Genomic DNA, 21404 nt, shown 5'->3' with positions numbered 1-21404 from the left:
GGTGAGCCGGGCGTCAGCGCCGGGGTTTCACCGCCAGCACCGGGTGGTCGGCCTGGAGCAGGATGCGCTGGGCCACCGAGCCCATGATGAACTTGCCGACCGTGCTGCGGCGGCGCAGGCCGATCACGATCAGCGAGGCGTCGTGCTCGGCCGCGAGGTCCAGGATCTCGTCGGTGAAGTCGTCGCGGTGCGCGCCACGGACCACCCGTGCCCGCACCCCTGCCTCCTGGGCCGGCGCCAGCACCCGGCCCAGGTCCTCGTCGGAGGCGACCGTGGTCTCCACGAGGGACCCCTCCCGTGCCGAGTTGAGGACCAGCAGGTCCTCACCGCGCAGCCTCGCCTCGGCGACGGCCGCGCGCACGGCGGCCTCCCCCGCGGGCGTCGGGACGTACCCCACGACGATGCTCATACGGACTCTTCCTCTCGGTTCTTCGGGGACCCGGCCTCGACCGGCGCGGTCCGCCGGGCACGGACCGAACGGATCAGGGGCAGCACGGCCACCACCACGAACGCGACCAGGAGCGTCGCGGAGATGGGGCGCGTGAGGAAGCCCGCGGCCGAGCCGTCGAACAGGAGCAGCGAGCGCCGCAGGCTGTCCTCCAGCAGGGAGCCCAGCACGAACGCCAGCACCAGCGGCCCGGGCTCGAAGCCGAGCTTCTTCATGAGGTAGCCGACGGCGCCGAAGACGACCACCAGGAGCACGTCGAACACCGAGTTGTTGATGGTGTAGGCGCCGATCATCGTGATCAGCGCGGTGACCGGCGCGAGGATGGCGGCCCGCACCCGCAGGATGCGGACGAAGACGCCGACCAGCGGGATGGACATGATCAGCAGCAGCACGTTGCCGATGTACATCGAGTTGACGACGCCCCAGAACAGCTCGGGGTGCTGGGAGACGAGCTGCGGGCCGGGGGTGATGCCCTGGATGAGCAGCGCCCCGAACATCAGCGCCATCGTCGCGTTGGCGGGGATGCCGAGCGTGAGCAGCGGGATGAACGAGCTGGTCGCGGCGGCGTTGTTCGCCGTCTCCGGGCCGGCCACACCATCGATGGCGCCCTTGCCGAACCGGCTCGGGTCCTTCGCGCGCTTCTTCTCCGCGGCGTAGGCGGCCATCGAGGCGATGGTGGCGCCGCCGCCGGGCAGGATACCCAGGAAGAAGCCGAGCACCGACCCGCGGGTGACGGCGCCCGAGGACTCCTTGAGGTCCTTGCGCGACGGCCAGACGTTGGCGACCTTGCCCGGCGCCTGCACGGCACGGTGCCGCTCCTCCAGGTTGTAGAGGATCTCGCCCAGGCCGAACAGGCCCATGGCGACGGGGACGAAGTCGATGCCGTCGGCCAGGCTCAGGTTGCCGAACGTGAAGCGTTCGGCGCCGGTGAAGGCGTCGCGGCCCACGGTGGCCAGCAGCAGGCCGATCGCGGCCGCCACGAGCGCCTTCACCCGCGCGCCGGACGCGATGGTGGAGACCAGCAGGATGCCGAGCAGGGCCAGCGCGGCGTACTCGGGCGGCCCGAAGTCGAGTGCGAAGCCCGCCACCAGCGGCGCGAGGAACGTGAGCCCGACGATGGCCACGGTGCCGCCGACGAACGAGCCGACGGCCGCCACGCCGAGCGCGGTGCCCGCCCGGCCCTGCCGGGCGAGCGCATGACCGTCGAGCACCGTGACCACCGAGCTGGCCTCGCCGGGCAGGCGCAGCAGCACCGAGGTGATGGTGCCGCCGTACTGGGCGCCGTAGAAGATGCCGGCGAGCATGATGATCGCGGTGACGGGCTCCACGCCGTACGTCAGCGGGAGCAGGATGGCGATGGTGGCCGCCGGGCCGAGGCCCGGCAGCACCCCGATGAGCATGCCGATGACCACCCCGAGCAGGCAGTACAGGAGGTTCGTCGGTTCCAGCACGACGGCGAACCCGGCGGCGACGTTCTGCAGCGATTCCACGTGCTACTTCCCTTGCGGATCAGAGCGGGGGCGGGTCAGAAGAGGTGCGGGACGGTGGTGCCGAGCGCCCCGACGAAGACCCCGTAGAGCGCGCCCACGACCAGCACCGAGAACAGGACGGCGGACCGCCACGACTCGCCGCCGAGGAACTTCATCCACACGAGGCTCAGCAGCAGCGCCGGGATCTCGAACCCGATCACGGGCAGCAGCGCCACGAGGCCCAGCAGGGTCACGAGGCCGACCAGCGACAACCACGAGTACCGGGAGAACCGCTCCCCGTCCCCGCCGTGCCGCCCGACGACGACCTGGGCCAGCGACAGGACCACCACGGCGACGCTGATCGCCAGCGGCCACAGCCCGGCGCCGGGCCGCTCCAGGGTGCCCAGGCCCAGCGCCACGGCCCCGGCCGCGCCGGCCACGCCGACGCCGGCCGTGACCAGGCAGGCCGCGAGGTTCGCGACCGGCCCGCCGGACGGCGGCGCCTCCTCGGCGGGCTCGGCGGGCAGGGGCGCGTCCTCGGCGGGCCCGCGCTCGGCTCGTTCCTCCACGCCTGTCTCCTCGGTTGCCGTTGCCACGGATCAGCCCTCGGCAAGGCTGATGTCGTACTCCTCGGTGAGCGCCTTGTACTTCCCTGCCAGGTCGGTCCACTCCGTGGTGACCTCCTCGCCCGAGATCTCGTGCGGCGTCAGCAGGTTGTTCTCGTTGAACGAGGTGTAGGTGTCCGACGCGACGGCGGCGTCGATCGCCTCCACGAGCCGCGCCTTGACGTCCTCGGGCAGGCCCTTGGGCGCCGCGACCGCACGGAACTGCGAGACGGGCACGTCGTAGCCCTCCTCCACGGCGGTCGGCACGTCGGGCAGGAACTGGTTGCGCTCGGCGGAGAACGCGAGCAGCGGCACCACGTTGCCGGCGTCGATCTGCGGCTTGGCCTCACCGAGCTGCACCGTGGCCACCTGGACCTGGTCGCCGACGACGGCGGTCAGTGCGGGCGAGCCGGAGTCGAAGGGCACCGCGGTGCCGTCGATCTCGGCCTGCTTGAACAGCGCGGCCTGCGCGAGCTGGGAGCCGGTGCCGACACCCGTGGTGCCGTACTTGATCTCGCCCGAGGCGCCCTTGAGGTCCTCCAGGGTCTCGAAGCCGGACTCCTTGCTGGCGAGCAGCACGTAGTCGTCCTGGGACAGCCCCTTGAGCACCTCGAGGTCGTCCAGGCTCACGGCCTCGTCCTCGGAGACGGCCAGCGGAGTGATCGTGATGAGCGACGCGTTGAGCAGCACCAGCTCGTACCCGTCGGCGGGCTTCGCGGCGACCTCCTCGGTCGCCAGCGCGCCGTTGGCGCCGTCGCGGTTGACCACCGGCACGGCGACGCCGAGGTCCTCGGCCATGCCCTCGGCCACGGCGCGGGCGATCAGGTCGGTCGAACCCCCCGCCTCCTGGCCCACGGTGATGGTCACGGGACCCGACGGGAAGTCGGCCCCGGCGTCGTTCCCGCCGCCCACGTTCCCCCCGCACGCGGCGAGGGTCAGGGCGGCGATCGCGGCGGTGACGCCCAGCGCTGCCCGGCGGGCGCGGGGGCGGTTCTCAGTCGTCATCTCAGGCTCTCCTCATTGAGATCTCGCCGTCGGCACACCGGACGGCAGGAAGGTCGCGGACGGGCATCTGCCGGTCGGGCGTTGAGCATAGGAAGGCCATACGATGCCTGTCTAAGCCTCTTACTGCATTGCTTGATTCCCGGAATGCATCGAGTCTCGGAAAGGCCATCGTGTACACCCTCGATCAGGTCCGCTGCTTCCTGGCCGTGGCAGAGGAGCTCCACTTCGGGCGCGCCGCCGAGCGGCTCAACATGACCCAGCCGCCGCTCAGCCGCCAGGTGCAGAAGCTGGAGCGCGCCGTCGGCGTACCGCTCCTGGAGCGCGACAACCGGCACGTCGAGCTCACCACCGCCGGCGCCGTGTTCCTCCAGGAGGCCCGCCGCCTGCTGGCCGCCGCCGACGCCGCGCCGGCCCTGGCCCGCAGGATCGCGGCCGGCCGGGCCGGCGTGCTGCGGCTCGGGTTCACCGCCGCCTCCGGGTTCAGCCTGCTCGGCACGCTCGTGCAGGAGGTCGCCGAGTTCATGCCGGACGTCGACCTGGACCTCCAGGAGCTGGTCACGATCGAGCAGATCGAGGCCATCGGACGCGGCGAGCTCGACCTCGCGCTGGGCCGGCCCCCGTTCGACCAGGAGACCCTCGACTCCCGGCTCCTGCTGTCCGAGGATCTCGTGCTCGCGGTACCGCACGGACACCCGCTGACCCGGCTGGACCGGCCGGTCGGCGGCCGCGACCTGCGCGACCAGCCCCTGATCGGGCACCACCCGACCAAGGCCCGCTACTTCTACGACATGGTGGTCCGGTACATCGCCGTCGAGCACGGCAACGTGGTGCACGTCGTCAGCCAGATCCTGACCATGTGCTCGCTGGTCGCCGTCGGCCGGGGCGTGGCGTTCGTGCCCGAGTCGGCACGGCTGCTCGGCCTGTCCGGCGTGACCTTCCTGGAGCTCGGCGACGTACCGCACGGCGTGGTCGAGCTGCACGCCATCTGGAACCGCGACTCGAAGAACCCCGCCCTGCACGAGTTCCTCCGCTACCTCCGCCCCGTCCACGACTGAGCGCGCCGCAGCGATACCCCTGCGGCATGAACCGATGCAACATCGGGCTTGGACAGGCATCGTGGACGGTTCTTAGGTTGGCGGCCGGACCTGCCGGGCATCGGCCCGTCACCACCGCACCAGCACGCCATCGCCGACGTCTGTCACAGGAGGGGCCACCGTGGCCACGTACGCACCCCAGGAGCTCGCCGCCGCCCTCAAGGACGGGCTGCTCTCCTTCCCCGTCACGCCGTTCACCGCCGACGGCGCGGTCGACGAGGCCCGCTACCGCGACCACATCGACTGGCAGTCGGGCTTCGAGATCGGCGGCCTGTTCGCCGCGGGCGGCACGGGCGAGGGCTTCAGCCTCACCCCGCAGGAGTCGGCCCGCGTGGTGCGGCTCGCCGTCGAGACGGCGGGCGGACGCACCCCGGTCCTGGGCAGCGCGGGCGGCAACACGGCGCAGGCGATCGAGAACGCGCGCGCCGCGCAGGACGCCGGCGCCGAGGGCATCCTCCTGCTGCCCCCGTACCTCACCGAGGCCGACCAGGACGGGCTCCTGGAGCACGCCTCCGCCGTCTGCGCGGCCACCGGCCTCGGCGTCATCGTCTACAACCGCGCCAACGCTGTCTACTCGGCGCGCACCGTCGAACGGCTGGCCGACCGGCACCCCACGTTCATCGGGTTCAAGGACGCGATCGGCGACATCGAGCAGCTCAGCCGCGTGCACGCGACCAACGGCGACCGGCTCTTCTACCTGGGCGGGCTGCCCACCGCGGAGACCTACGCCCTGCCGCTGCTGCAGCTCGGCATGAGCACCTACTCCTCGGCGATGTACAACTTCGTGCCCGAGTTCGCGCTGGAGTTCTACCGCGACGTGCGCGCGCTCGACCAGGCGGCGGTCACGGAGAAGCTGCGCCGGTTCGTGCTGCCCTACCTCGACATCCGCGACCGCGCCAAGGGGTACGGGGTGTCCATCGTCAAGGCCGGCCTCAGAGCGGTGGGCCGGGACATGGGCAGCGTCCGCGCCCCGTTGCAGGACCTGACCGCGCAGGACCTCGCCGACCTCACCGCCCTGATCGACGCCGCCGGCGTCCGCCCCGCGAGCGCCACGAACCCCGCGGGCGCCACCGGCCCCGCCGCCCTGGCCGGCTGACCGACCCGCACCCGAGGAGACACCCATGACAGCCCACCTCACCGGCCACTCGATCGTCGCCGGTGCGTCCCTGCCGGGCACCGCCGGCACGTTCGCCGGGCAGGACCCGGCGACCGCCGAGGCGCTCGCCCCCGCCTACTCCCTGCTCGACGAGGCACAGGTCGCGCAGGCCACCGCCGCCGCACAGGACGCGTTCGCCTCGTTCTCCGTGCTCGCGCCGGAACCCCACGCACGGTTCCTGGAGCGCGTGGCGGACAACATCGAGGCGATCACGTCCGACGTCGTCGCGCGGGCCGTGCTGGAGACGGGCCTCCCGGCGGCCCGGCTCACCGGCGAGGTGGCCCGGACCACCGGCCAGCTCCGCCTGTTCGCGCAGGTCGTGCGGCAGGGCGACCATCGCGGTGTGCGGATCGACCCCGCCCTGCCCGACCGCACCCCCCTGCCGCGCGCCGACATCCGGCAGCGCAAGGTGCCCGTGGGCCCCGTGGCCGTGTTCGGTGCCAGCAACTTCCCGCTCGCCTTCTCGACGGCGGGCGGCGACACCGCCTCCGCACTGGCCGCGGGCTGCCCCGTCGTGGTCAAGGCGCACAACGCGCACCCGGGCACGGCCGAGCTGGTGGGCCGTGCGGTGGCCGACGCCGTGGCCGCGTCGGATCTGCACCCCGGAGTGTTCTCGCTGGTCTACGGTCCGGGCAAGGTCGTCGGCCAGGCGCTGGTGTCCGACCCGGTGATCCAGGCCGTCGGCTTCACCGGCTCCCGCGGCGGCGGCCTCGCGCTCGTCGAGGCGGCCGCCGCCCGGCCCGTGCCGATCCCCGTCTACGCCGAGATGAGCTCGATCAACCCGACGATCCTGCTCGACGGCGCTCTGGCCGGCGACGTCGACGCGCTCGCCACCGCCTACCTCGCGTCGGTGACCGGCTCGTCGGGCCAGCTCTGCACGGCCCCAGGTCTCGTGTTCGTGCCGGACGGCGAGCGCGGCGACGCGTTCGTGGCCGCCGCCGGACGCGCCGCGGCGGCCGCCGCCGGACAGACCATGCTCACCGACGGCATCGCCCGCGCGTGGCAGGACGGCGTGGACACGCTGGCCGCCCAGGACGGCGTCTCGCTCGTGGGTGCCGGGTCGCCGGGCGCGACGCGCAACGCCCCCGCGCCTGCCGTGTTCGCCAGCGCGGTGCCGACCCTGCTGAGCAACCCCGTGCTGCAGGCCGAGATCTTCGGCGCAGCCTCGCTCGTGGTCCGGTACGACGGCGCCGACGAGCTGATGGCCGCCGTCGAGCACCTGGAGGGGCAGCTCACCGTGACCCTGCACCTGACCGAGTCCGACCGGGAGGCGGCTGCGGCACTGCTGCCCCTCCTGGAGCGCAAGGCGGGCCGCATCCTGGCCAACGGCTGGCCCACGGGCGTCGAGGTGGGCCACGCGATGGTGCACGGCGGGCCGTTCCCCGCGACGTCCGACGGGCGCACCACCTCGGTGGGCACGCTGGCGATCGAGCGGTTCCTGCGCCCGGTGGCCTACCAGAACCTGCCGGAGTTCCTGCTGCCGGAGCCGCTGCGGTCGGACAACCCGTGGCACCTGACCCGTCGGGTGGACGGCGTGCTCGACGTGGTGCTCGGCACGACGGGACCCGACGTCACGGACGCGACCAGCACGGACGGCGCCCCCGCGGAGGCCGGCCGGTGAGCGCCCGCCCCACGATCGCGCGCGTCGAGGTGGTGCCCGTCGCGGGACACGACTCGATGCTGCTGAACCTGTCCGGCGCGCACGCCCCGTTCTTCACGCGGAACGTCGCGATCGTCACCGACTCCGACGGCCGCACGGGCCTCGGCGAGGTGCCCGGCGGGGAGAAGATCCGGGCGACGATCCAGGAGGCGGGCGAGATCGTCGTCGGGCAGCCGGTGGCGCGGTACCGCTCCCTGCTGCGCTCGGTGTCGGCCGCGTTCGCCGATCGCGACGCCGGCGGCCGTGGCACGCAGACGTTCGACCTGCGCACCACGGTGCACGCGGTCACGGCCCTGGAGTCCGCGCTGCTGGACCTGCACGGACAGGATCTCGGCGTCCCCGTCGCGGAGCTGCTGGGCGACGGCGTCCAGCGCGCGACGGTGCCCATGCTGGGCTACCTCTTCTACGTGGGCGACCCGGGGGCGACCGACCTCCCCTACCTGCGCGGCGACGACGAGTCCGACGCGTGGGGGCGGCTGCGCCGCGAGGAGGCGATGACGCCCGACGCCGTGGTGCGCCTGGCCGAGGCCGCCGCAGCGCGGTACGGGTTCACCGACTTCAAGCTCAAGGGCGGCGTGCAGGCGGGCGACCTCGAGGTCGACACGGTGGTGGCCCTCAAGGAACGGTTCCCCGACGCCCGGATCACCCTGGACCCCAACGGCGGCTGGCTGCTGGCCGACGCGATCCGGCTGGGCCGGCGCATGCGCGGCGTCGTCGCGTACGCGGAGGACCCGTGCGGGGCGGAGGGCCGCTTCTCCGGCCGCGAGGTCATGGCGGAGTTCCGCCGGGCCACGGGCCTGCCGACGGCGACCAACATGATCGCCACCGACTGGCGCGAGATGGCGCACGCCGTGCGCGCGGGCGCCGTCGACATCCCGTTGGCCGACCCGCACTTCTGGACCATGGCGGGCTCGGTGCGCGTGGCCCAGCTCTGCCACGAGTTCGGGCTCACGTGGGGGTCGCACTCCAACAACCACTTCGACATCTCGCTGGCCATGTTCACGCACGTCGGCGCGGCGGCGCCCGGCGAGATCACAGCGCTGGACACGCACTGGATCTGGCAGGACGGGCAGGGCCTGACCACGGCCCCGCCACGCATCGAGGGTGGTGCGATCCAGGTGCCGACGACGCCGGGCCTGGGTGTGAACCTCGACCTCGACCGCCTGGCCGCCGCCCACGAGCTCTACCTGGAGCACGGCCTGGGGGCCCGTGACGACGCCCGGGCGATGCAGTATCTGATCCCGGACTGGACCTTCGACCCGAAACGTCCGTGCCTGGTCCGGTGAGCGCTCGTCTGAGTGCTGGGTGTCCGTCGGGCCCGTGCCCCGGGACCTCGCGGATGCCCAGCACTCAACGGGACGCAGGGCGGGGGCCGGCTATGCCGAGCAGGATGTTGGTGACCAGGGCGTCGGCGAACGACTCGGTGACCGGCTCGTCCGGGATGAGCAGCCGGTGGTAGACGGCGCCCCAGAGCTGGTCGACCACCACCTGCACGTCGACGTCGTCCCGGACCTGCCCCGCCTCCTGGGCCGCGCGCAGCCGCTCGGCCGCGAGCCGGCGGCGCTCGGACGAGTACAGCGTGCGGTAGGCGACGGCGAGGTCCTGGTCGGTCTGCGCCTGCCCGATGAGCTCCGTGAGGATGCGACCCGCGGGCGTCGCCGTCATCAGGTGCACGAACGCCCGGAGCTGGTCGCGCAGGTCCACGCGGATGTCGCCGGTGTCCGGGAACGCGAGCGTCTGCTCGACGGCGTGGAAGTAGCCGTCCAGGGCGAGCGCACCCCTGGAGGGCCACCACTTGTAGAGCGTGGTCTTGCTGACTCCGGCGACGCGCGCGACGCGCTCGAACGTCAGGTCGGCGATGCCCTCGGCCAGCAGCAGCTCGCCGACGGCGCGCAGCACGTCGCCGCGCACCTCGTCGGCGGGCCGCCGCCCGCGGCCACGGCCACGGGCGGGCGGCTGGTCGACGGCGGCCGCCGTCGGCTGGTCAGTCATGTGCGCTCCTGTGATCCCCCGCTGCTGCACCCCGGACGCCCGCCAGCATAGGTGTGTGCCAGGCCTGCCGATCACCCGGCGGCACCGGCACCCCCCGCACCGCCGACCGCGACCGTCAGCAGGTCGGCCAGGCCGACACGGTCGAGGAACTCGCGACGGGTGCGGTCGGCGAGGTCCGAGACCGCTTCGGAGCCGTCGTCCGCCGGGTCGATGTGCACGCGGTACGGTCGCTGCCCGGCGGGCAGCGCCACGATGCGGGCGATCTCGTCGGAGACGAGCGAGACGTCGGCGTCGGGCGCCAGTGCGGCGAGCTTGTCCGCGACCTGGCCCATCAGCCCGGCGTACCGGGTCTCGTAGTCGGCCTCCACCGCCGCGTCGGCGGGGTGCCCGGCGTGGGCGAAGTGGTTGGTGCCGCTCGTGAACGAGCCGGGGACCACGATCGACGTCTCCACACCCCAGCGGGTCAGCTCCGCGGCGTAGGACACCGCGAGGGAGTCCATGCCCGCCTTCGCGGCGAAGTACGGCGCCAGGTACGGCGGGGTGCCGCCCTTCACGCTGGAGCTGGACACCCAGATCACGAGCCCCGCGCCGCGGCGACGCATACCGGGCAGCACCGCGCGGTTCACGCGCTGGGTCGAGAGCACGTTGACGTCGTAGAGCTGGGCGAGCTGTTCCGGCGTGAAGGCCTCGGCCGGGCCGACGACCATGTGCCCGGCGTTGTGGACCAGCACGTCCACCTGCCCGTGCTCGGCCTCGATCCGCTCCACGGCGCGGTCCACGGACTCCTGCGAGCTCACGTCGAGCTCGACCGGCCGCAGGTCCGCGTCGTGCTCCGCGGCCCAGGTCCGCGCGGCCGCGACCTGCGGCGCGTTGCGCCCCTCGGTCTCGCGCATGCCGGCGTAGACGGTGTGACCCGCCGAGGCGAGCGTCCGGGCCGTGAGGGCGCCGAACCCGCTGGACGCCCCGGTGATGACGACGGTGCTCATGCCATCCCCCCGTTGGTGTAGATGACCTGCCCGTTGACCCACCGTGCGGGCCCGGCCAGGAACGCGACCGTCTCGGCGATGTCCTCGGGCTGGCCGAGGCGCTCGAGCGGCACGGCGTTCGCCAGGTTCTGGATGGTCTGCTCGTCCTTGCCGTCCAGGAAGAGCGGGGTGGCCGTGGGGCCGGGGGCCACCACGTTGACGGTGACGTCCTTGCCGCGCAGCTCGCGCGCCAGGATCAGCGTCATGCCCTCGACGGCGGCCTTGCTGGCCACGTAGGCGGCGTACCCGGGGAACTGCGTCCGGACCACCGACGTCGAGAAGTTGATCAGCGCGCCCCCGGCCCGCAGCCGGTCCGCGGCCAGCTGGGAGACGACGAACGTGCCCCGGATGTTGGTGCGGTGCATGCGGTCGAGGTCGGCCAGGTCGAAGCTCACGACCGGGCCCAGGATCATGATCCCGGCCGTGTTGACGACGACGTCGACGCCGCCGAACGCCGCCTCGGTCGCGTCGAACGCGGCGGCCATCGCGGTCTCGTCGGCGACGTCCCCGCCGACGGCGAGCGCCTGGCCGCCGGATGCCTGGACGGCCGCGACGACCTCGTCAGCCCGGGCCTGGTTGCCGGCGTAGTGGACGGCGACGGCGAACCCGTCGGCAGCGAGCCGTTCGACGACGGCGCGGCCGATGCCGCCGGACCCGCCCGTCACGAGGGCGACGCGGGTGCTGGTGTCGGTGGTGCTCATGAGGTGCTCCCTGGTCTCGATGTGGACTGTGCGTCCATATAAGCACAGAAGTGCACGCGCCGTCCATATATTCCCGCACAGCGGTCCCGGGAGACGACGAAGGTCCGCCCCCGGCCGGCGACCGCGCACGCCCGGAGACCGGGGAGCATGCGCGACCACCTGCCGGCGGCGGACCCGTTCAGACGGCGGCCGGGGCACCCCCAGAGCGCCCCGGCCGTCGTCGGTCCGTGAGGTCAGACGCCGGTGGGCTCGGCCACCTTGGCGCGCGCGCCGCCCGTGCGGCCCGCCTCGTCGGCGTCGCGGGCGGCGCCCGGAGCGCCGGCCTCGCCGTCGGCCGCGTCCTCCGGGCCGTGCAGGTCGGCTGCCGCGGCCTCGTCGAACGGCAGCGCGCCGGCCAGCACCTGGTCCACGCGGTCGCGGTCGATCTCCTTGGTCCAGGTGCCGATGATCACCGTCGCCACGGCGTTGCCGGTGAAGTTGGTCAGCGCACGGGCCTCGGACATGAAGCGGTCGATGCCCACCACGATGCCCACGCCGTCGACCAGGTCGGGCCGGTAGGTCTGCAGGCCGCCCGCGAGCGTGGCCAGGCCGGCGCCGGTGACCCCGGCGGCACCCTTGGAGGCGATGATCATGAAGGCGAGCATGCCGATCTGCTCGGGGATCGACAGCGGGGTGCCCATGGCCGAGGCGATGAACAGCGACGCCATGGTCAGGTAGATCGCCGTGCCGTCCAGGTTGAACGAGTACCCGGTCGGCACGGTGATGCCGACGACCGGCTTGGACACGCCCAGGTGCTCCATCTTGGCGATGAGGCGCGGCAGGGCCGCCTCGGACGACGACGTGCTGACGATGAGCAGGTACTCGCGCGCCAGGTACTTCATGAGCGAGAAGATGTTCACGCGGGCCACGAACCAGAGCACGGCGCCCAGCACCACGGCGATGAACACGATGCAGGTCAGGTAGAACCCGAGCATCAGCGTGCCGAGCGCGACGACGGCGCCCCAGCCGGTCTCGCCGACCACGCCGGCGATGGCGCCGAACGCGCCCACCGGGGCCACCCACAGGATCATCGTCAGCACGCGGAACACGATGGCCTGGATCATCCGGATCGCGTCGAGGGCGGGCTTGCCGCGCGCACCGAGCTGCTGGATCGCGAACCCGACGAGCAGCGCCACGAACAGCGTCTGCAGCACGGACTCCCCGGTCAGCGGCGAGACCAGCGTGGTGGGGATGATGCCGAGCACGAAGTCGACCAGGCCCTCGGCCTCGCCGTCGGCCTCGTAGCTGGCGTCGGCGATGTTCAGGCCCTCGCCCGGGTGCAGCACGTTGCCGACGACCAGGCCGATGAACAGCGCGAACGTGGACATCACGAGGAAGTACAGCAGGGCCAGCCCGCCGACCCGGCCCACCGTCGCGGCCTTCGCGATCGAGCCGATGCCCAGCACGATGGTGCAGAAGATGACCGGCGAGATCATCATCTTGATCAGCGCGACGAACCCGGTGCCGAGCGGCTTCAGCGCCACCCCGGTCTCGGGCGACGCCAGGCCCACGACGACACCGGCCACGACGGCCACGATCACCGCGATGTACAGGTAGTGACTCTTGTCGAGCCGGCGGCGCGGGGTCGTCCCGGCACCGGCGGGCTGCGTGACAGCCATGGTGGTTTCCTCTCACGACGCTGTGTGGTCAGCGACCAGGGTGCTGTCCCGGCCGTCGGAAACCCCCATTGCGTACATAGTGTTCTCGCGGTGCGCCCGGATGGTCGGTGGCACGGCGCGCGGGGGCCACAATGGGTCCGTGGCGCAGCGACGGGGTGCGAGTATCGCGAGGTGGTTCCTCGCCGTGCACACGGCCCTGCTCTTCGCGGGTGCGGTGATCGTGTTCGGCCTGCTGGCCGTGGACGCGCGCTCCTCGGCGGAGGCGCACGCGGCCACGGAGAGCACGGACCTGGCGGCCACGGTGGCCGCGGAGGCGCTCGTGATCGACACGGTCGCCCGGGCGCACGCCGACGCCGCCGACGACCGTGAGGGTTCGGTGGCCGAGGCCTCCGCGCAGCTCCAGCCGTACGCGGAGCGTGTCATGGAGGCCACCGAGATCGACTACCTGACGGTCATGGACACCGACCGCACCCGGTACACACACCGCAACGCGTGGCAGATCGGCCACCCGTTCGTGGGTTCGACAGCGCCCGCGCTGCGCGGCGAGACGTTCACCGAGGTGTACGACGGCACGCTGGGGCCGTCGGTGCGCGCCGTCGTCCCGGTGGTGACGCAGGACGGCGAGGTGGTGGGCATGGTGTCGGCCGGCGTGACGCTGGACCGGCTGTGGGACAGCATCGTGCCCCGCCTGCTGGTGGTCGGGGTGGCCACGCTCCTGGCGTTCGCGACGGGCGCCGTGGCCGCGACGCTGCTGGCGCGCCGGCTGGACCGGATCACCGAGTCCCGCGGCCCGGACGAGCTGGCGCACCTGTTCGCCGCGCACGAGGCGGTGCTGCACTCGGTCGAGGAGGGCATGCTGCTGGTCGAGCACGGCACGGTGGTGCTGGCGAACGACGAGGCGCTGCGCCTGCTCGACGTGCCCGACCTGGCCGCGCCGTTCGCGGTCACGGACCCGCGGCTGTCCCCCGCCGTCCGCGACCTGCTCGGGGGCACCGCGCCCGAGGGGCCGGTGCGGGTGGGTTCCCGCGTGCTGCTGGTGGGGCGCGAGGCAGCCGCCACGCGCGGGCGGACCGTGGGCGAGGTCGTGGCCCTGCGTGACCGCACCGAGCTGCAGCGGGTGACCGGTGAGCTCTCCTCCGTGCGGACCATCTCGGACGCGCTGCGGGCTCAGACGCACGACTTCAGCAACCGGCTGCACACCATCGCGACCCTCATCGAGCTGGGCCGCAGCGACGAGGCCCTGCGGTTCGTGGCCGGGGAGCGCGACCTGGGCCAGCGCCTCACCGACCGCGTGGTGCAGGCCATCGAGGAACCGGTGATCGCGGCGCTCGTGCTGGGCAAGGCCGCGCAGGCCCGCGAGCGGGCCGTCGAGATGCACTTCGAGACGCACCTGGCGCCGGGCACGCACTGGCTGGAACCCGTGGACGTGGTGACGATCCTGGGCAACCTGATCGACAACGGCATCGACGCCGCGACGGCCCGCGTCCTGGAGGACGACGGCGCGGGTGCCGACGCCTGGGTCGAGGTGTACCTCGCCAACGGTGACGACGGGTCGCTGGTGTTCCAGGTCTCCGACTCCGGCCGGGGCATCGCCCCGGCACACGTCGCCCACATCTTCGAGCAGGGCTGGAGCACCAAGGACGCCGCGGCCGGCGGGCGCGGCTACGGGCTCGCGCTGGTGCGCCAGGTGGTCGAGAGCCTCGGCGGCGACATCGAGGTGTCCGGCGGCGCGGGCACGAACGCGGGCGCCGTCTTCACGGTCACGCTCCCCCGCCCCGCGGACCGCTCGGCGCCTCGCGCGACCGCGAGCCCTACGACCGCGCGCCCTGCGACCGAGACAGCGACCGGGACGGCGGCCCGCGCATGATCCGTGTCCTGGTCGTGGAGGACGACCACCGCACCGCCGAGGCGCACGGCGAGTACGTGCGCCGGGTCGAGGGCTTCGAGCTCGCGGGGGTGGTGCACACCGCGAGCGAGACCGTCCGCGCCCTGCGCGACGCCCAGGCCGCGGGAGCGGAGGTGCACCTGCTCCTGCTCGACATGAACCTGCCCGACCGGCACGGCCTGGTGCTGTGCCGGCAGCTGCGCGCGGCGGGCCTCGTCGTGGACGTGATCGCCGTGACGGCGGCCCGCGAGCTGGAGGTGGTGCGCGAGGCGGTGGCCGTCGGCGTGGTGCAGTACCTCATCAAGCCGTTCGTGTTCGGGCTGTTCGCGGAGAAGCTCGGCGCGTACCGCACCTACTTCGAGCAGATGCGCTCGCCGGTCTCGACCCTCAGCCAGCGCGAGGTGGACACCGCGTTCGCGGCGCTGCGCACCTCCAACGCCGCCGGCCTGCCCAAGGGCCTGTCGCAGGACACCCTCGACGCCGTGTCCGACCTGCTCGCCCGGCAGACGGGCGCGCTGTCGGCCAGCGAGGTGGCCGACGAGCTGCACCTGGCCCGCATCACGGCGCGCCGCTACCTGGAGTTCCTGGCGGACAGCGGGACCGCCACCCGCGCGCCCCGGTACGGGACGCGCGGGCGGCCGGAGCTCGAGTACTCCCGGCAGCGCGCCTGACGTACGGCACGACCGGCGCCGCACGACCGGCGCCGCACGACCGGCGCCGCACAGCCGGCGCCGCACAGCCGGCGCCGCACAGCCGACGGCGCACGGCGCACGGCCGACGGTCGCGCCCGATCAGCGCCCGACGGCGGCCGCGAGCCGGTCGAGGTAGTCCTGCTCGCCCGCGGAGACCTTGACGCGCCTGCTGAAGAAGCCGCCCTCCTTGGTCGATGCCGCCTCGGCGACCTGCTCCGCGATCCGGTACACCCACGCGGCGTAGGCGGCGGCGTCCTTCTCGTCCGCCCGCGCGCGCAACAGGGTCACGGCGGCTCCGGTCAGCTCGACGGCCTCGGCCGTCGCACCCTCCGGGTCGGGGCGCACGCCCACCGTCGCCGCCTCCTGCGTGGCCGCGGCGGCGGCCGCCACCCCGACCTGCGACGCCGGGTTGCGTCGCGCCTCCTCCTCGGCCGCGGACTGCTCGGCGATCCGCTCGCGCAGCGCGACCGCCACCGACCGGACGAAGTCGTTCTCGTGCACCTGGGCCTCGCGGAACACCTTGGCACCGGCCGCCGTCTCGAGCAGGAACCGGAGCCCGCCGGGTTTGCCGTCCGCGAGGGTCGCGCCCTTGAGCACGGCACCCGGTGCGTCCAGGATCTGGTCGATCTCGTCGTCGGTGAAGTCGGACAGGTTCGTCATGCGGCACAACCTACTGGGTGCGGCCGGGCCCGCGAGAACCCGGCCCGAGGTCGCGGACGAACGCGCGCAGGTCCTCCACCAGCAGGTTCGGCACCTCCAGCGCCGGGAAGTGGCCGCCCTCGGTGTGCTCGACCCAGCGCCCCACGGCACCCTGCGGGTCCACCACGCGCCGCAGCAGCGGGTGCGCGTCGAAGACGGACCAGGCGGTCGGCGCGTGGGTGCCGCTGAACCAGTCGACGTCCGAGTGGGACGCCTCGTAGTAGAACTGCGCGGAGGAGGCCCCGGCCCGGGTGAACCAGTAGAGGCTGACGGTGGTCAGCAGCGCGTCCCGGCCGACGGCGGCGTCGGGGGTCGCGTACGCGGGGTTGGTCCAGCCCTGGTACTTCTCGGCGATCCAGGCCAGCAGCGCCACCGGCGAGTCCGTGAGCGCGGGCCCGATCGTGTCGGGCCGGTGGTTCTGCACCATGAGGTAGCCGAGGTCCTGGGCGTTCAGCGCCGCAACCCGTCCGATCTCCGCGGTCTCGTGCGCGGTGAGCCCGTCGGGTACCGGGAAGGCCTGGCCGGCCATGGCCAGCAGCCGCCCGTCGACAGCCTTGTGCACGCCGATCACCCGGTCCGGCCGGACCATGGCCAGGTGCCCCACGACCGCCGAGCCGATGTCGCTGCCGTGCAGCACGTACCGCTCGTAGCCGAGCCGGGACATGAGCTCCGCGGTCATGTCCGCCGTGCGGGACATCTCCCAGCCCGTGCCGCTCAGCGGCGTGGAGAACGCGAACCCGGGCAGGGACGGGACCACCACGTGGAAGGCGCCCGCGGCGTCGCCGCCGTGCGCCACCGGGTCGGTGAGCGGCCCGAGCACACGGGTGTACTCGGCGAACGACCCGGGCCAGCCGTGCAGGAGCACCAGCGGCGTCGCGTCCGGCTCCGGTGAGCGCAGGTGGACGTAGTGGACCGGCTGGTCGTCGATCCGGGTGACGAAGTGGGGCAGCTCGCCCAGCAGCGCCTCCTGGGACCGCCAGTCGAACTCGTCGCGCCAGTACTCGGCGAGGTCGCGCAGGTAGGGCAGCGGGACGCCGCGACCGAAGTCGTCGGTGCGCCCGGGGACGGGCAGCGGCCAGCGGGTCCTGGCGAGCCGGTCGCGCAGGTCGTCGAGGTCGGCCTGCGGCACGTCGATGCGGAACGGGGTGAGGTCGTGGTTCGTGGTCACGACACCGACCGTAGGAACCATTGCGGCAGAGCAGCTTCCGCGATCGGTGTGATGATCGGAGGATGCTGGAGACCTCCGCCCGTCTGCTCGAGCTGCTGTCCCTGTTGCAGCTGCGACGCGGCTGGACCGGTCAGGAGCTGGCCGAGCGGCTGGGCGTCTCGGCCCGCACGGTCCGCGCCGACGTCGGACGTCTGCGCGACCTGGGCTATCCCGTCGAGGCCCGCCCCGGGGTGGCCGGCGGCTACCGGCTGTCGGCGGGCACGGCGATGCCGCCGCTGCTGCTCTCCGACGACGAGGCGGTGGCCGTCGCCGTCGGCCTGCGCTCTGTGGCCGCCCAAGGCGTGGCCGGCGCGGAGGAGACCACGCTGACCGCGCTCGCCAAGCTCGATCAGGTGCTGCCGCACCGGCTGCGCCGCCGGGTGGACGCCGTCCGGGCCACGACCGCCGTCGTGCGCGACGACGGGCCCGTCACCGACCCGGCCGTGCTCGGCACGGTCGCGATGGCCGTCCGGTGGACGGAGCTGCTCCGGTTCGACTACACCTCCGCGGACGGCGCCACGACGACCCGTCTCGTGGAACCCCGGCACCTCGTGTGCTGGAACATGCGCTGGTACCTCGCCGCCTGGGACCGCGACCGCGGGGACTGGCGGGTCTTCCGGGTCGACCGGATGACGCCGCGGGCCCCGACCGGCGCGCGCTTCGCCCCGCGACCACCACCGGCCCCGGACGTCACGCGGTGGGTGACCGACCGGGTCGCACGGGCGACGTGGGGAGTGCGGGCACGGGTGCGGGTGCACGCGCCGGCCGACCAGGTCACACCACTCCTGGCACCCGGAGTCGTCGCGGAGCCGCTGGACGAGCGCACGTGCGCCATCGACCTGGGCACCGACGATCCCGACCGGCTCGCGCTCTGGCTCGCGGCACTCGGCCCGGAGGTCGAGGTCCTGGAGGGCCGGGAGACCGCCGCGGCGTTCCGTCGCCTGGCGGACCGGGCTCAGCGCGCGGCGGGCGTCGCGCCCGCGTAGCGGGCCGCCAGCTCCCGGGTCGCCGCGACCAGCTCGGGCGGCCCCACCACCTCGAAAGGCACGTCGAACACCCCGAGCCAGCCGGCCAGCCCGCCCCACGACCACGAGCCCAGCACCACCCGGCACCGGGGCGCACCGTCGACGTCGGGCAGCGGCTCGCACAGCCCCCGGGCGCCGATCCACGGCGCGACGTCGGCGGCCCGCGCGTGCAGCACCACCTCGCCCCGCACCGGCGACGGCGAACCGCTGATCCGGTCGGCGACGAACGCACCCACGTCACCGCCCGGCACCTCCCGCCGGGTGAACCGGGGCCCCGTACCCGACCGGAGGGTCAGCCGGTCCACCCGGAACAGCCGCCAGTCCGCCCGGTCCAGGTCGTACGCCACCAGGTACCAGCGCCCCTCCGAGGTCACCAGGTGGTGCGGCTCCACGCGGCGCGGCGGCCGGAAGGCGGCGTCCCCCTCGCCGACGACGGCCATGCTGCCGCCCGCGTAGTCGAACCGCACCACCTCCCCCGCCCGGCACGCGGAGCCGAGCGCCAGGAGCGTCTCAGGCTCCACGACCGCATCCTCGGTCCCGGGCCGACGCCGCACCGTGGTCACCTCCAGCGCGTCGAGCCGGGACCGGAGCCGGGCAGGCATGACCTGCCGGATCGTCGCGAGCGCCCGCAGCGCGCCCTCCTCCGCCCCAGGGATCGCGGCGGTGCGCAGGGCGAGGGCCACGGCCACGGCCTGCTCGTCGTCGAACAGGAGCGGCGGCAGGTCGGCGCCGGCGGCGAGGCGGTAGCCGCCGTCGGGCCCCTTGGTGGCATTGACGGGATAGCCGAGCTCGCGCAGGCGGTCGACGTCGCGCCGCACCGTGCGCGGGCTCACGCCGAGCCGGTCGGCCAGCAGTGCACCCGGCCAGTCGCGGCGGGCCTGCAGGAGCGACAACAGGGTCAGGAGGCGTCCGGAGGTCTCGAGCACGGATCCAGGATCGCACGCGGTAGAGGCCAGGAACTGACCTCTACTGACGAAAGGGTGGGTCCTGTCAGCAGCACCAGGACAGAAGGAGACACCGTGATCCGCACAGACGCGCTCACCAAGGACTTCGTGGTGAGCCGCACCCGCACCGTGCACGCCGTGCGCGGCATCTCGCTCGACGTCGCGCCGGGCGAGCTGGTGGCGGTGCTCGGCCCCAACGGCGCCGGCAAGACCACCACGCTGCGCATGCTCACCACGCTCGTCCCGCCCACGTCGGGCACCGCGACGGTCGCCGGGTACGACGTCGTCGCCCACCCCGACCGCGTCCGCGCCGCCATCGGCTACGTGGGCCAGGGCGGCGCCGGCGGGGCGTCCCAGGTCGTACGCGACGAGCTCGTGGTCCAGGGCGAGATCTACGGCCTCGACCGGCGCACCGCCCGCCGCCGGGCCGGCGAGCTGCTGGAGGCCCTCGACCTGACCGAGCAGGCCGACCGGAAGGTCGAGAGCCTGTCCGGCGGGCAGAAGCGCCGCCTCGACGTCGCCGTGGGACTGGTCCACCAGCCGTCGCTGCTGTTCCTCGACGAGCCCTCGACCGGCCTGGACCCGCACAACCGCGCCAATCTCTGGGAGCACATCCTCCGGATGCGGACCGCCGCTGCCGAGCCCATGACGATCGTGCTCACCACGCACTACCTCGACGAGGCCGACACGTTCGCCGAGCGGGTCATCGTGGTGGACCACGGGCAGGTCATCGCCGACGACACCGCCGACGCCCTGAAGGCCGACCTGGCGGGAGACCTCGTGACGCTGCGCGTGGCGGCCGAGGACGCGGGGGCGCTCGCGACGCTCGCCGAGCGGGCGCCCGGGGCACGGTCGGTGCGGGTCGGACCCGCCCGGCGGGGGCCGGCCGGCGGGCCCCTGTCCGCCCGCCCGGCAGTCCGCACCTCGGACCGCACCACGGGCCACGCCGCCGGTGACGGCACGAGCGCGGTCGAGATCCGGATGGCGGACGGCCCGGGTGCCACGCCCGGCCTGCTCCGCGCGGCCGACGCCGCGGGCCTGAGGGTGCTCCGCGTCGACGTCGCCCGGCCCACGCTCGACGACGTCTTCCTCGGCCTCACCGGCCGCAGCCTGCGGGAGACGGGGGTCGGTGGCGAGGACGGGACGCCGGACCAGGGCCCGGTCTCCGCGCGTCCGGCGGGCGACACCAGCACGTCCACCACCACGTCCACCACCAGCACCGACACCACCGCGAAGGAGGTCCTGGCATGAGCGCCGCGACCCTGTACCCCGGCTCGGCACCGACCACTCCGGCCCGCCCGCTCCCCCGGCGCAGCCTCGTCCGTGACACCCGGATCGTGCTCCTGCGGGAGCTCGCCCCGGTGGTGCGCGACCCGTTCTCGCTGGTCTTCGGCCTGATCCAGCCCCTGGTGTTCCTCGGCCTGTTCGGTCCGCTGCTGGCGGGCTCCGCGGGCGGGAGCCTGGGCGGCGACGTCTGGCTCTGGTTCGTGCCCGCCGTGCTGGCCATGACCACTCTGTTCGGCACGTCGGTCACGGGCTCCAACCTGCAGCTCGACCTCACCTCGGGGGTGCACGAGCGGATGCTCGTCACCCCGCTGTCACGCTCGGCGCAGCTCGTCGGCCGCGCGCTGAAGGAGATGGTGCCGATCGTCGCCCAGTCGGCGGTCGTGCTGCTGGTGATGCTGCCGTTCGGCCTGCGGCCCGACCCCCTCGGCGCGGTGCTGACGCTGCTGCAGCTGGCGGTGCTCGGCATCGGCGTCGGCTCGCTGTCCTACGCGCTCGCCCTGGCGGTGCGCAAGCAGGAGTGGATGTTCTGGGTGGTGCAGCAGACGGTCCTGTTCCCGGTGATGCTGCTGTCCGGCATGCTGCTGCCCCTGGAGTCCGGCCCGGCCTGGATGCGCGCCGTCTCGGCGGTGAACCCGCTGCGCTACGTCGTCGACTCCGGCCGCGCGGCCTTCGCGGGCGACATCCTCTCGACGACGGTCGCCTGGGGCTGGCTGGCGGCCGTCGCCACGGCGGCCGTGGGCCTGACGATCGGCGTCCGCGCCATCCTCCGCTCCACGGACTGACCCCGCCCACCCGTTGAGTGCTGGATGTTCGCCCTTCTTCGTGTGCCAGGAGGGCGAATACCCAGCACTC

20 protein-coding genes are annotated in these 21404 nt (G+C 73.6%); 9 read left to right on the top strand and 11 right to left on the bottom strand.

What is annotated here, in order from left to right; genetic code table 11:
• Positions 1 to 13: 13 nt before the first annotated feature.
• From ACIBBF_RS15455 to ACIBBF_RS15440, 4 genes are read right to left on the bottom strand one after another with little or no spacing between them, the layout of a single operon-like run.
• Complete coding sequence (locus tag ACIBBF_RS15455) at positions 14 to 409, bottom strand: universal stress protein (RefSeq protein WP_397414779.1); 396 nt, start codon at positions 407 to 409, stop codon at positions 14 to 16.
• A complete protein-coding gene (locus ACIBBF_RS15450; RefSeq protein ID WP_397414777.1) occupies positions 406 to 1938 on the bottom strand; it encodes a tripartite tricarboxylate transporter permease in 1533 nt (510 codons plus the stop codon). Before ACIBBF_RS15450 ends, ACIBBF_RS15455 begins: the two co-directional genes overlap by 4 nt.
• A 35-nt stretch (positions 1939 to 1973) precedes the next feature.
• Entirely contained in the window at positions 1974 to 2486 is a 513-nt protein-coding gene (locus ACIBBF_RS15445) for a tripartite tricarboxylate transporter TctB family protein (RefSeq protein WP_397414775.1), read from the bottom strand.
• A gap of 30 nt (positions 2487 to 2516) precedes the next feature.
• Entirely contained in the window at positions 2517 to 3527 is a 1011-nt protein-coding gene (locus ACIBBF_RS15440) for a tripartite tricarboxylate transporter substrate binding protein (protein WP_397414773.1), read from the bottom strand.
• Positions 3528 to 3697: 170 nt separating this feature from the next.
• On the opposite strand from ACIBBF_RS15440, the gene ACIBBF_RS15435 reads away from it, so the two are divergent.
• The 4 genes from ACIBBF_RS15435 (at position 3698) to ACIBBF_RS15420 (ending at position 8723) form a co-directional block, all read left to right on the top strand.
• A complete protein-coding gene (locus ACIBBF_RS15435; RefSeq protein ID WP_397414771.1) occupies positions 3698 to 4582 on the top strand; it encodes a LysR family transcriptional regulator in 885 nt (294 codons plus the stop codon).
• 160 nt (positions 4583 to 4742) lie between these two features.
• On the top strand, positions 4743 to 5717 hold the full coding sequence (gene kdgD, locus ACIBBF_RS15430) for a 5-dehydro-4-deoxyglucarate dehydratase (protein WP_397414769.1): 975 nt from the start codon (positions 4743 to 4745) through the stop codon (positions 5715 to 5717).
• A 25-nt stretch (positions 5718 to 5742) separates the two neighbouring features.
• Entirely contained in the window at positions 5743 to 7398 is a 1656-nt protein-coding gene (locus ACIBBF_RS15425; RefSeq protein ID WP_397414767.1) for an aldehyde dehydrogenase (NADP(+)), read from the top strand.
• Positions 7395 to 8723: an enolase C-terminal domain-like protein gene (locus ACIBBF_RS15420; RefSeq protein WP_397414765.1), complete on the top strand. Its 1329-nt coding sequence runs from the start codon at positions 7395 to 7397 to the stop codon at positions 8721 to 8723. The genes ACIBBF_RS15425 and ACIBBF_RS15420 overlap by 4 nt, the downstream gene beginning before the upstream one ends.
• 64 nt (positions 8724 to 8787) lie before the next feature.
• Here ACIBBF_RS15420 and ACIBBF_RS15415 read toward each other — a convergent pair whose 3' ends face one another.
• The 4 genes from ACIBBF_RS15415 to ACIBBF_RS15400 all read right to left on the bottom strand — a co-directional run bounded on the left by ACIBBF_RS15415 (position 8788) and on the right by ACIBBF_RS15400 (position 12813).
• Positions 8788 to 9429, bottom strand: coding sequence for a TetR/AcrR family transcriptional regulator (locus ACIBBF_RS15415; RefSeq protein WP_397414763.1), 642 nt, complete (start codon positions 9427 to 9429; stop codon positions 8788 to 8790).
• 71 nt (positions 9430 to 9500) lie between these two features.
• A complete protein-coding gene (locus ACIBBF_RS15410) occupies positions 9501 to 10415 on the bottom strand; it encodes an SDR family oxidoreductase (protein ID WP_397414761.1) in 915 nt (304 codons plus the stop codon).
• Positions 10412 to 11155 carry an SDR family oxidoreductase gene (locus ACIBBF_RS15405; RefSeq protein WP_397414759.1) on the bottom strand — a complete coding sequence of 248 codons (744 nt, stop codon included), beginning with the start codon at positions 11153 to 11155 and terminating at the stop codon, positions 10412 to 10414. The genes ACIBBF_RS15410 and ACIBBF_RS15405 overlap by 4 nt, the downstream gene beginning before the upstream one ends.
• A gap of 233 nt (positions 11156 to 11388) precedes the next feature.
• Positions 11389 to 12813 (bottom strand): cation:dicarboxylate symporter family transporter, encoded by a 1425-nt coding sequence (locus ACIBBF_RS15400; protein ID WP_397414757.1) that lies wholly within the window; start codon positions 12811 to 12813, stop codon positions 11389 to 11391.
• Between the two features lie 139 nt (positions 12814 to 12952).
• Here ACIBBF_RS15400 and ACIBBF_RS15395 point away from each other — a divergent pair, with 139 nt between their 5' ends.
• Together ACIBBF_RS15395 and ACIBBF_RS15390 are read left to right on the top strand one after the other, a co-directional pair.
• Positions 12953 to 14680, top strand: a complete 1728-nt coding sequence (locus ACIBBF_RS15395; RefSeq protein WP_397414755.1) for an ATP-binding protein — start codon at positions 12953 to 12955, stop codon at positions 14678 to 14680.
• The gene (locus ACIBBF_RS15390; RefSeq protein ID WP_397414753.1) at positions 14677 to 15369 is read left to right on the top strand and encodes a response regulator; all 693 of its coding nucleotides are present in this window, start codon (positions 14677 to 14679) and stop codon (positions 15367 to 15369) included. Before ACIBBF_RS15395 ends, ACIBBF_RS15390 begins: the two co-directional genes overlap by 4 nt.
• A 120-nt stretch (positions 15370 to 15489) precedes the next feature.
• Here ACIBBF_RS15390 and ACIBBF_RS15385 read toward each other — a convergent pair whose 3' ends face one another.
• Both ACIBBF_RS15385 and ACIBBF_RS15380 read right to left on the bottom strand, forming a co-directional pair.
• Complete coding sequence (locus ACIBBF_RS15385) at positions 15490 to 16050, bottom strand: hypothetical protein (RefSeq protein ID WP_397414750.1); 561 nt, start codon at positions 16048 to 16050, stop codon at positions 15490 to 15492.
• Between the two features lie 10 nt (positions 16051 to 16060).
• Positions 16061 to 17257 (bottom strand): epoxide hydrolase family protein, encoded by a 1197-nt coding sequence (locus ACIBBF_RS15380; RefSeq protein WP_397414748.1) that lies wholly within the window; start codon positions 17255 to 17257, stop codon positions 16061 to 16063.
• A 62-nt stretch (positions 17258 to 17319) separates the two neighbouring features.
• On the opposite strand from ACIBBF_RS15380, the gene ACIBBF_RS15375 reads away from it, so the two are divergent.
• Positions 17320 to 18282 (top strand): helix-turn-helix transcriptional regulator, encoded by a 963-nt coding sequence (locus tag ACIBBF_RS15375; RefSeq protein ID WP_397414746.1) that lies wholly within the window; start codon positions 17320 to 17322, stop codon positions 18280 to 18282.
• Here ACIBBF_RS15375 and ACIBBF_RS15370 read toward each other — a convergent pair.
• The gene (locus tag ACIBBF_RS15370; protein WP_397414745.1) at positions 18252 to 19247 is read right to left on the bottom strand and encodes a helix-turn-helix transcriptional regulator; all 996 of its coding nucleotides are present in this window, start codon (positions 19245 to 19247) and stop codon (positions 18252 to 18254) included. The genes ACIBBF_RS15375 and ACIBBF_RS15370 overlap by 31 nt on opposite strands.
• 93 nt (positions 19248 to 19340) lie before the next feature.
• Between ACIBBF_RS15370 and ACIBBF_RS15365 the strand changes: the two genes are divergently transcribed.
• Complete coding sequence (locus ACIBBF_RS15365) at positions 19341 to 20516, top strand: ATP-binding cassette domain-containing protein (RefSeq protein ID WP_397414743.1); 1176 nt, start codon at positions 19341 to 19343, stop codon at positions 20514 to 20516.
• Positions 20513 to 21334, top strand: coding sequence for an ABC transporter permease (locus tag ACIBBF_RS15360; RefSeq protein WP_397414741.1), 822 nt, complete (start codon positions 20513 to 20515; stop codon positions 21332 to 21334). Before ACIBBF_RS15365 ends, ACIBBF_RS15360 begins: the two co-directional genes overlap by 4 nt.
• The last annotated feature ends 70 nt before the right edge of the window (positions 21335 to 21404 follow it).

The organism is Promicromonospora sp. NPDC050880, assembly GCF_044456525.1.
Taxonomy (GTDB): Bacteria; Actinomycetota; Actinomycetes; order Actinomycetales; family Cellulomonadaceae; genus Promicromonospora.
This window is presented reverse-complemented; position numbering and strand designations above follow the sequence as displayed.

What these genes read in the sequence shown, in the direction of transcription:
- ACIBBF_RS15455 (WP_397414779.1), bottom strand. Translation starts at nt 409, where the DNA reads ATGAGCATCGTCGTGGGGTACGTCCCGACGCCCGCGGGGGAGGCCGCC.
- ACIBBF_RS15440 (WP_397414773.1), bottom strand. Translation starts at nt 3,527, where the DNA reads ATGACGACTGAGAACCGCCCCCGCGCCCGCCGGGCAGCGCTGGGCGTC.
- ACIBBF_RS15425 (WP_397414767.1), top strand. Translation starts at nt 5,743, where the DNA reads ATGACAGCCCACCTCACCGGCCACTCGATCGTCGCCGGTGCGTCCCTG.
- ACIBBF_RS15415 (WP_397414763.1), bottom strand. Translation starts at nt 9,429, where the DNA reads ATGACTGACCAGCCGACGGCGGCCGCCGTCGACCAGCCGCCCGCCCGT.
- ACIBBF_RS15410 (WP_397414761.1), bottom strand. Translation starts at nt 10,415, where the DNA reads ATGAGCACCGTCGTCATCACCGGGGCGTCCAGCGGGTTCGGCGCCCTC.
- ACIBBF_RS15405 (WP_397414759.1), bottom strand. Translation starts at nt 11,155, where the DNA reads ATGAGCACCACCGACACCAGCACCCGCGTCGCCCTCGTGACGGGCGGG.
- ACIBBF_RS15400 (WP_397414757.1), bottom strand. Translation starts at nt 12,813, where the DNA reads ATGGCTGTCACGCAGCCCGCCGGTGCCGGGACGACCCCGCGCCGCCGG.
- ACIBBF_RS15390 (WP_397414753.1), top strand. Translation starts at nt 14,677, where the DNA reads ATGATCCGTGTCCTGGTCGTGGAGGACGACCACCGCACCGCCGAGGCG.
- ACIBBF_RS15385 (WP_397414750.1), bottom strand. Translation starts at nt 16,050, where the DNA reads ATGACGAACCTGTCCGACTTCACCGACGACGAGATCGACCAGATCCTG.
- ACIBBF_RS15375 (WP_397414746.1), top strand. Translation starts at nt 17,320, where the DNA reads ATGCTGGAGACCTCCGCCCGTCTGCTCGAGCTGCTGTCCCTGTTGCAG.
- ACIBBF_RS15360 (WP_397414741.1), top strand. Translation starts at nt 20,513, where the DNA reads ATGAGCGCCGCGACCCTGTACCCCGGCTCGGCACCGACCACTCCGGCC.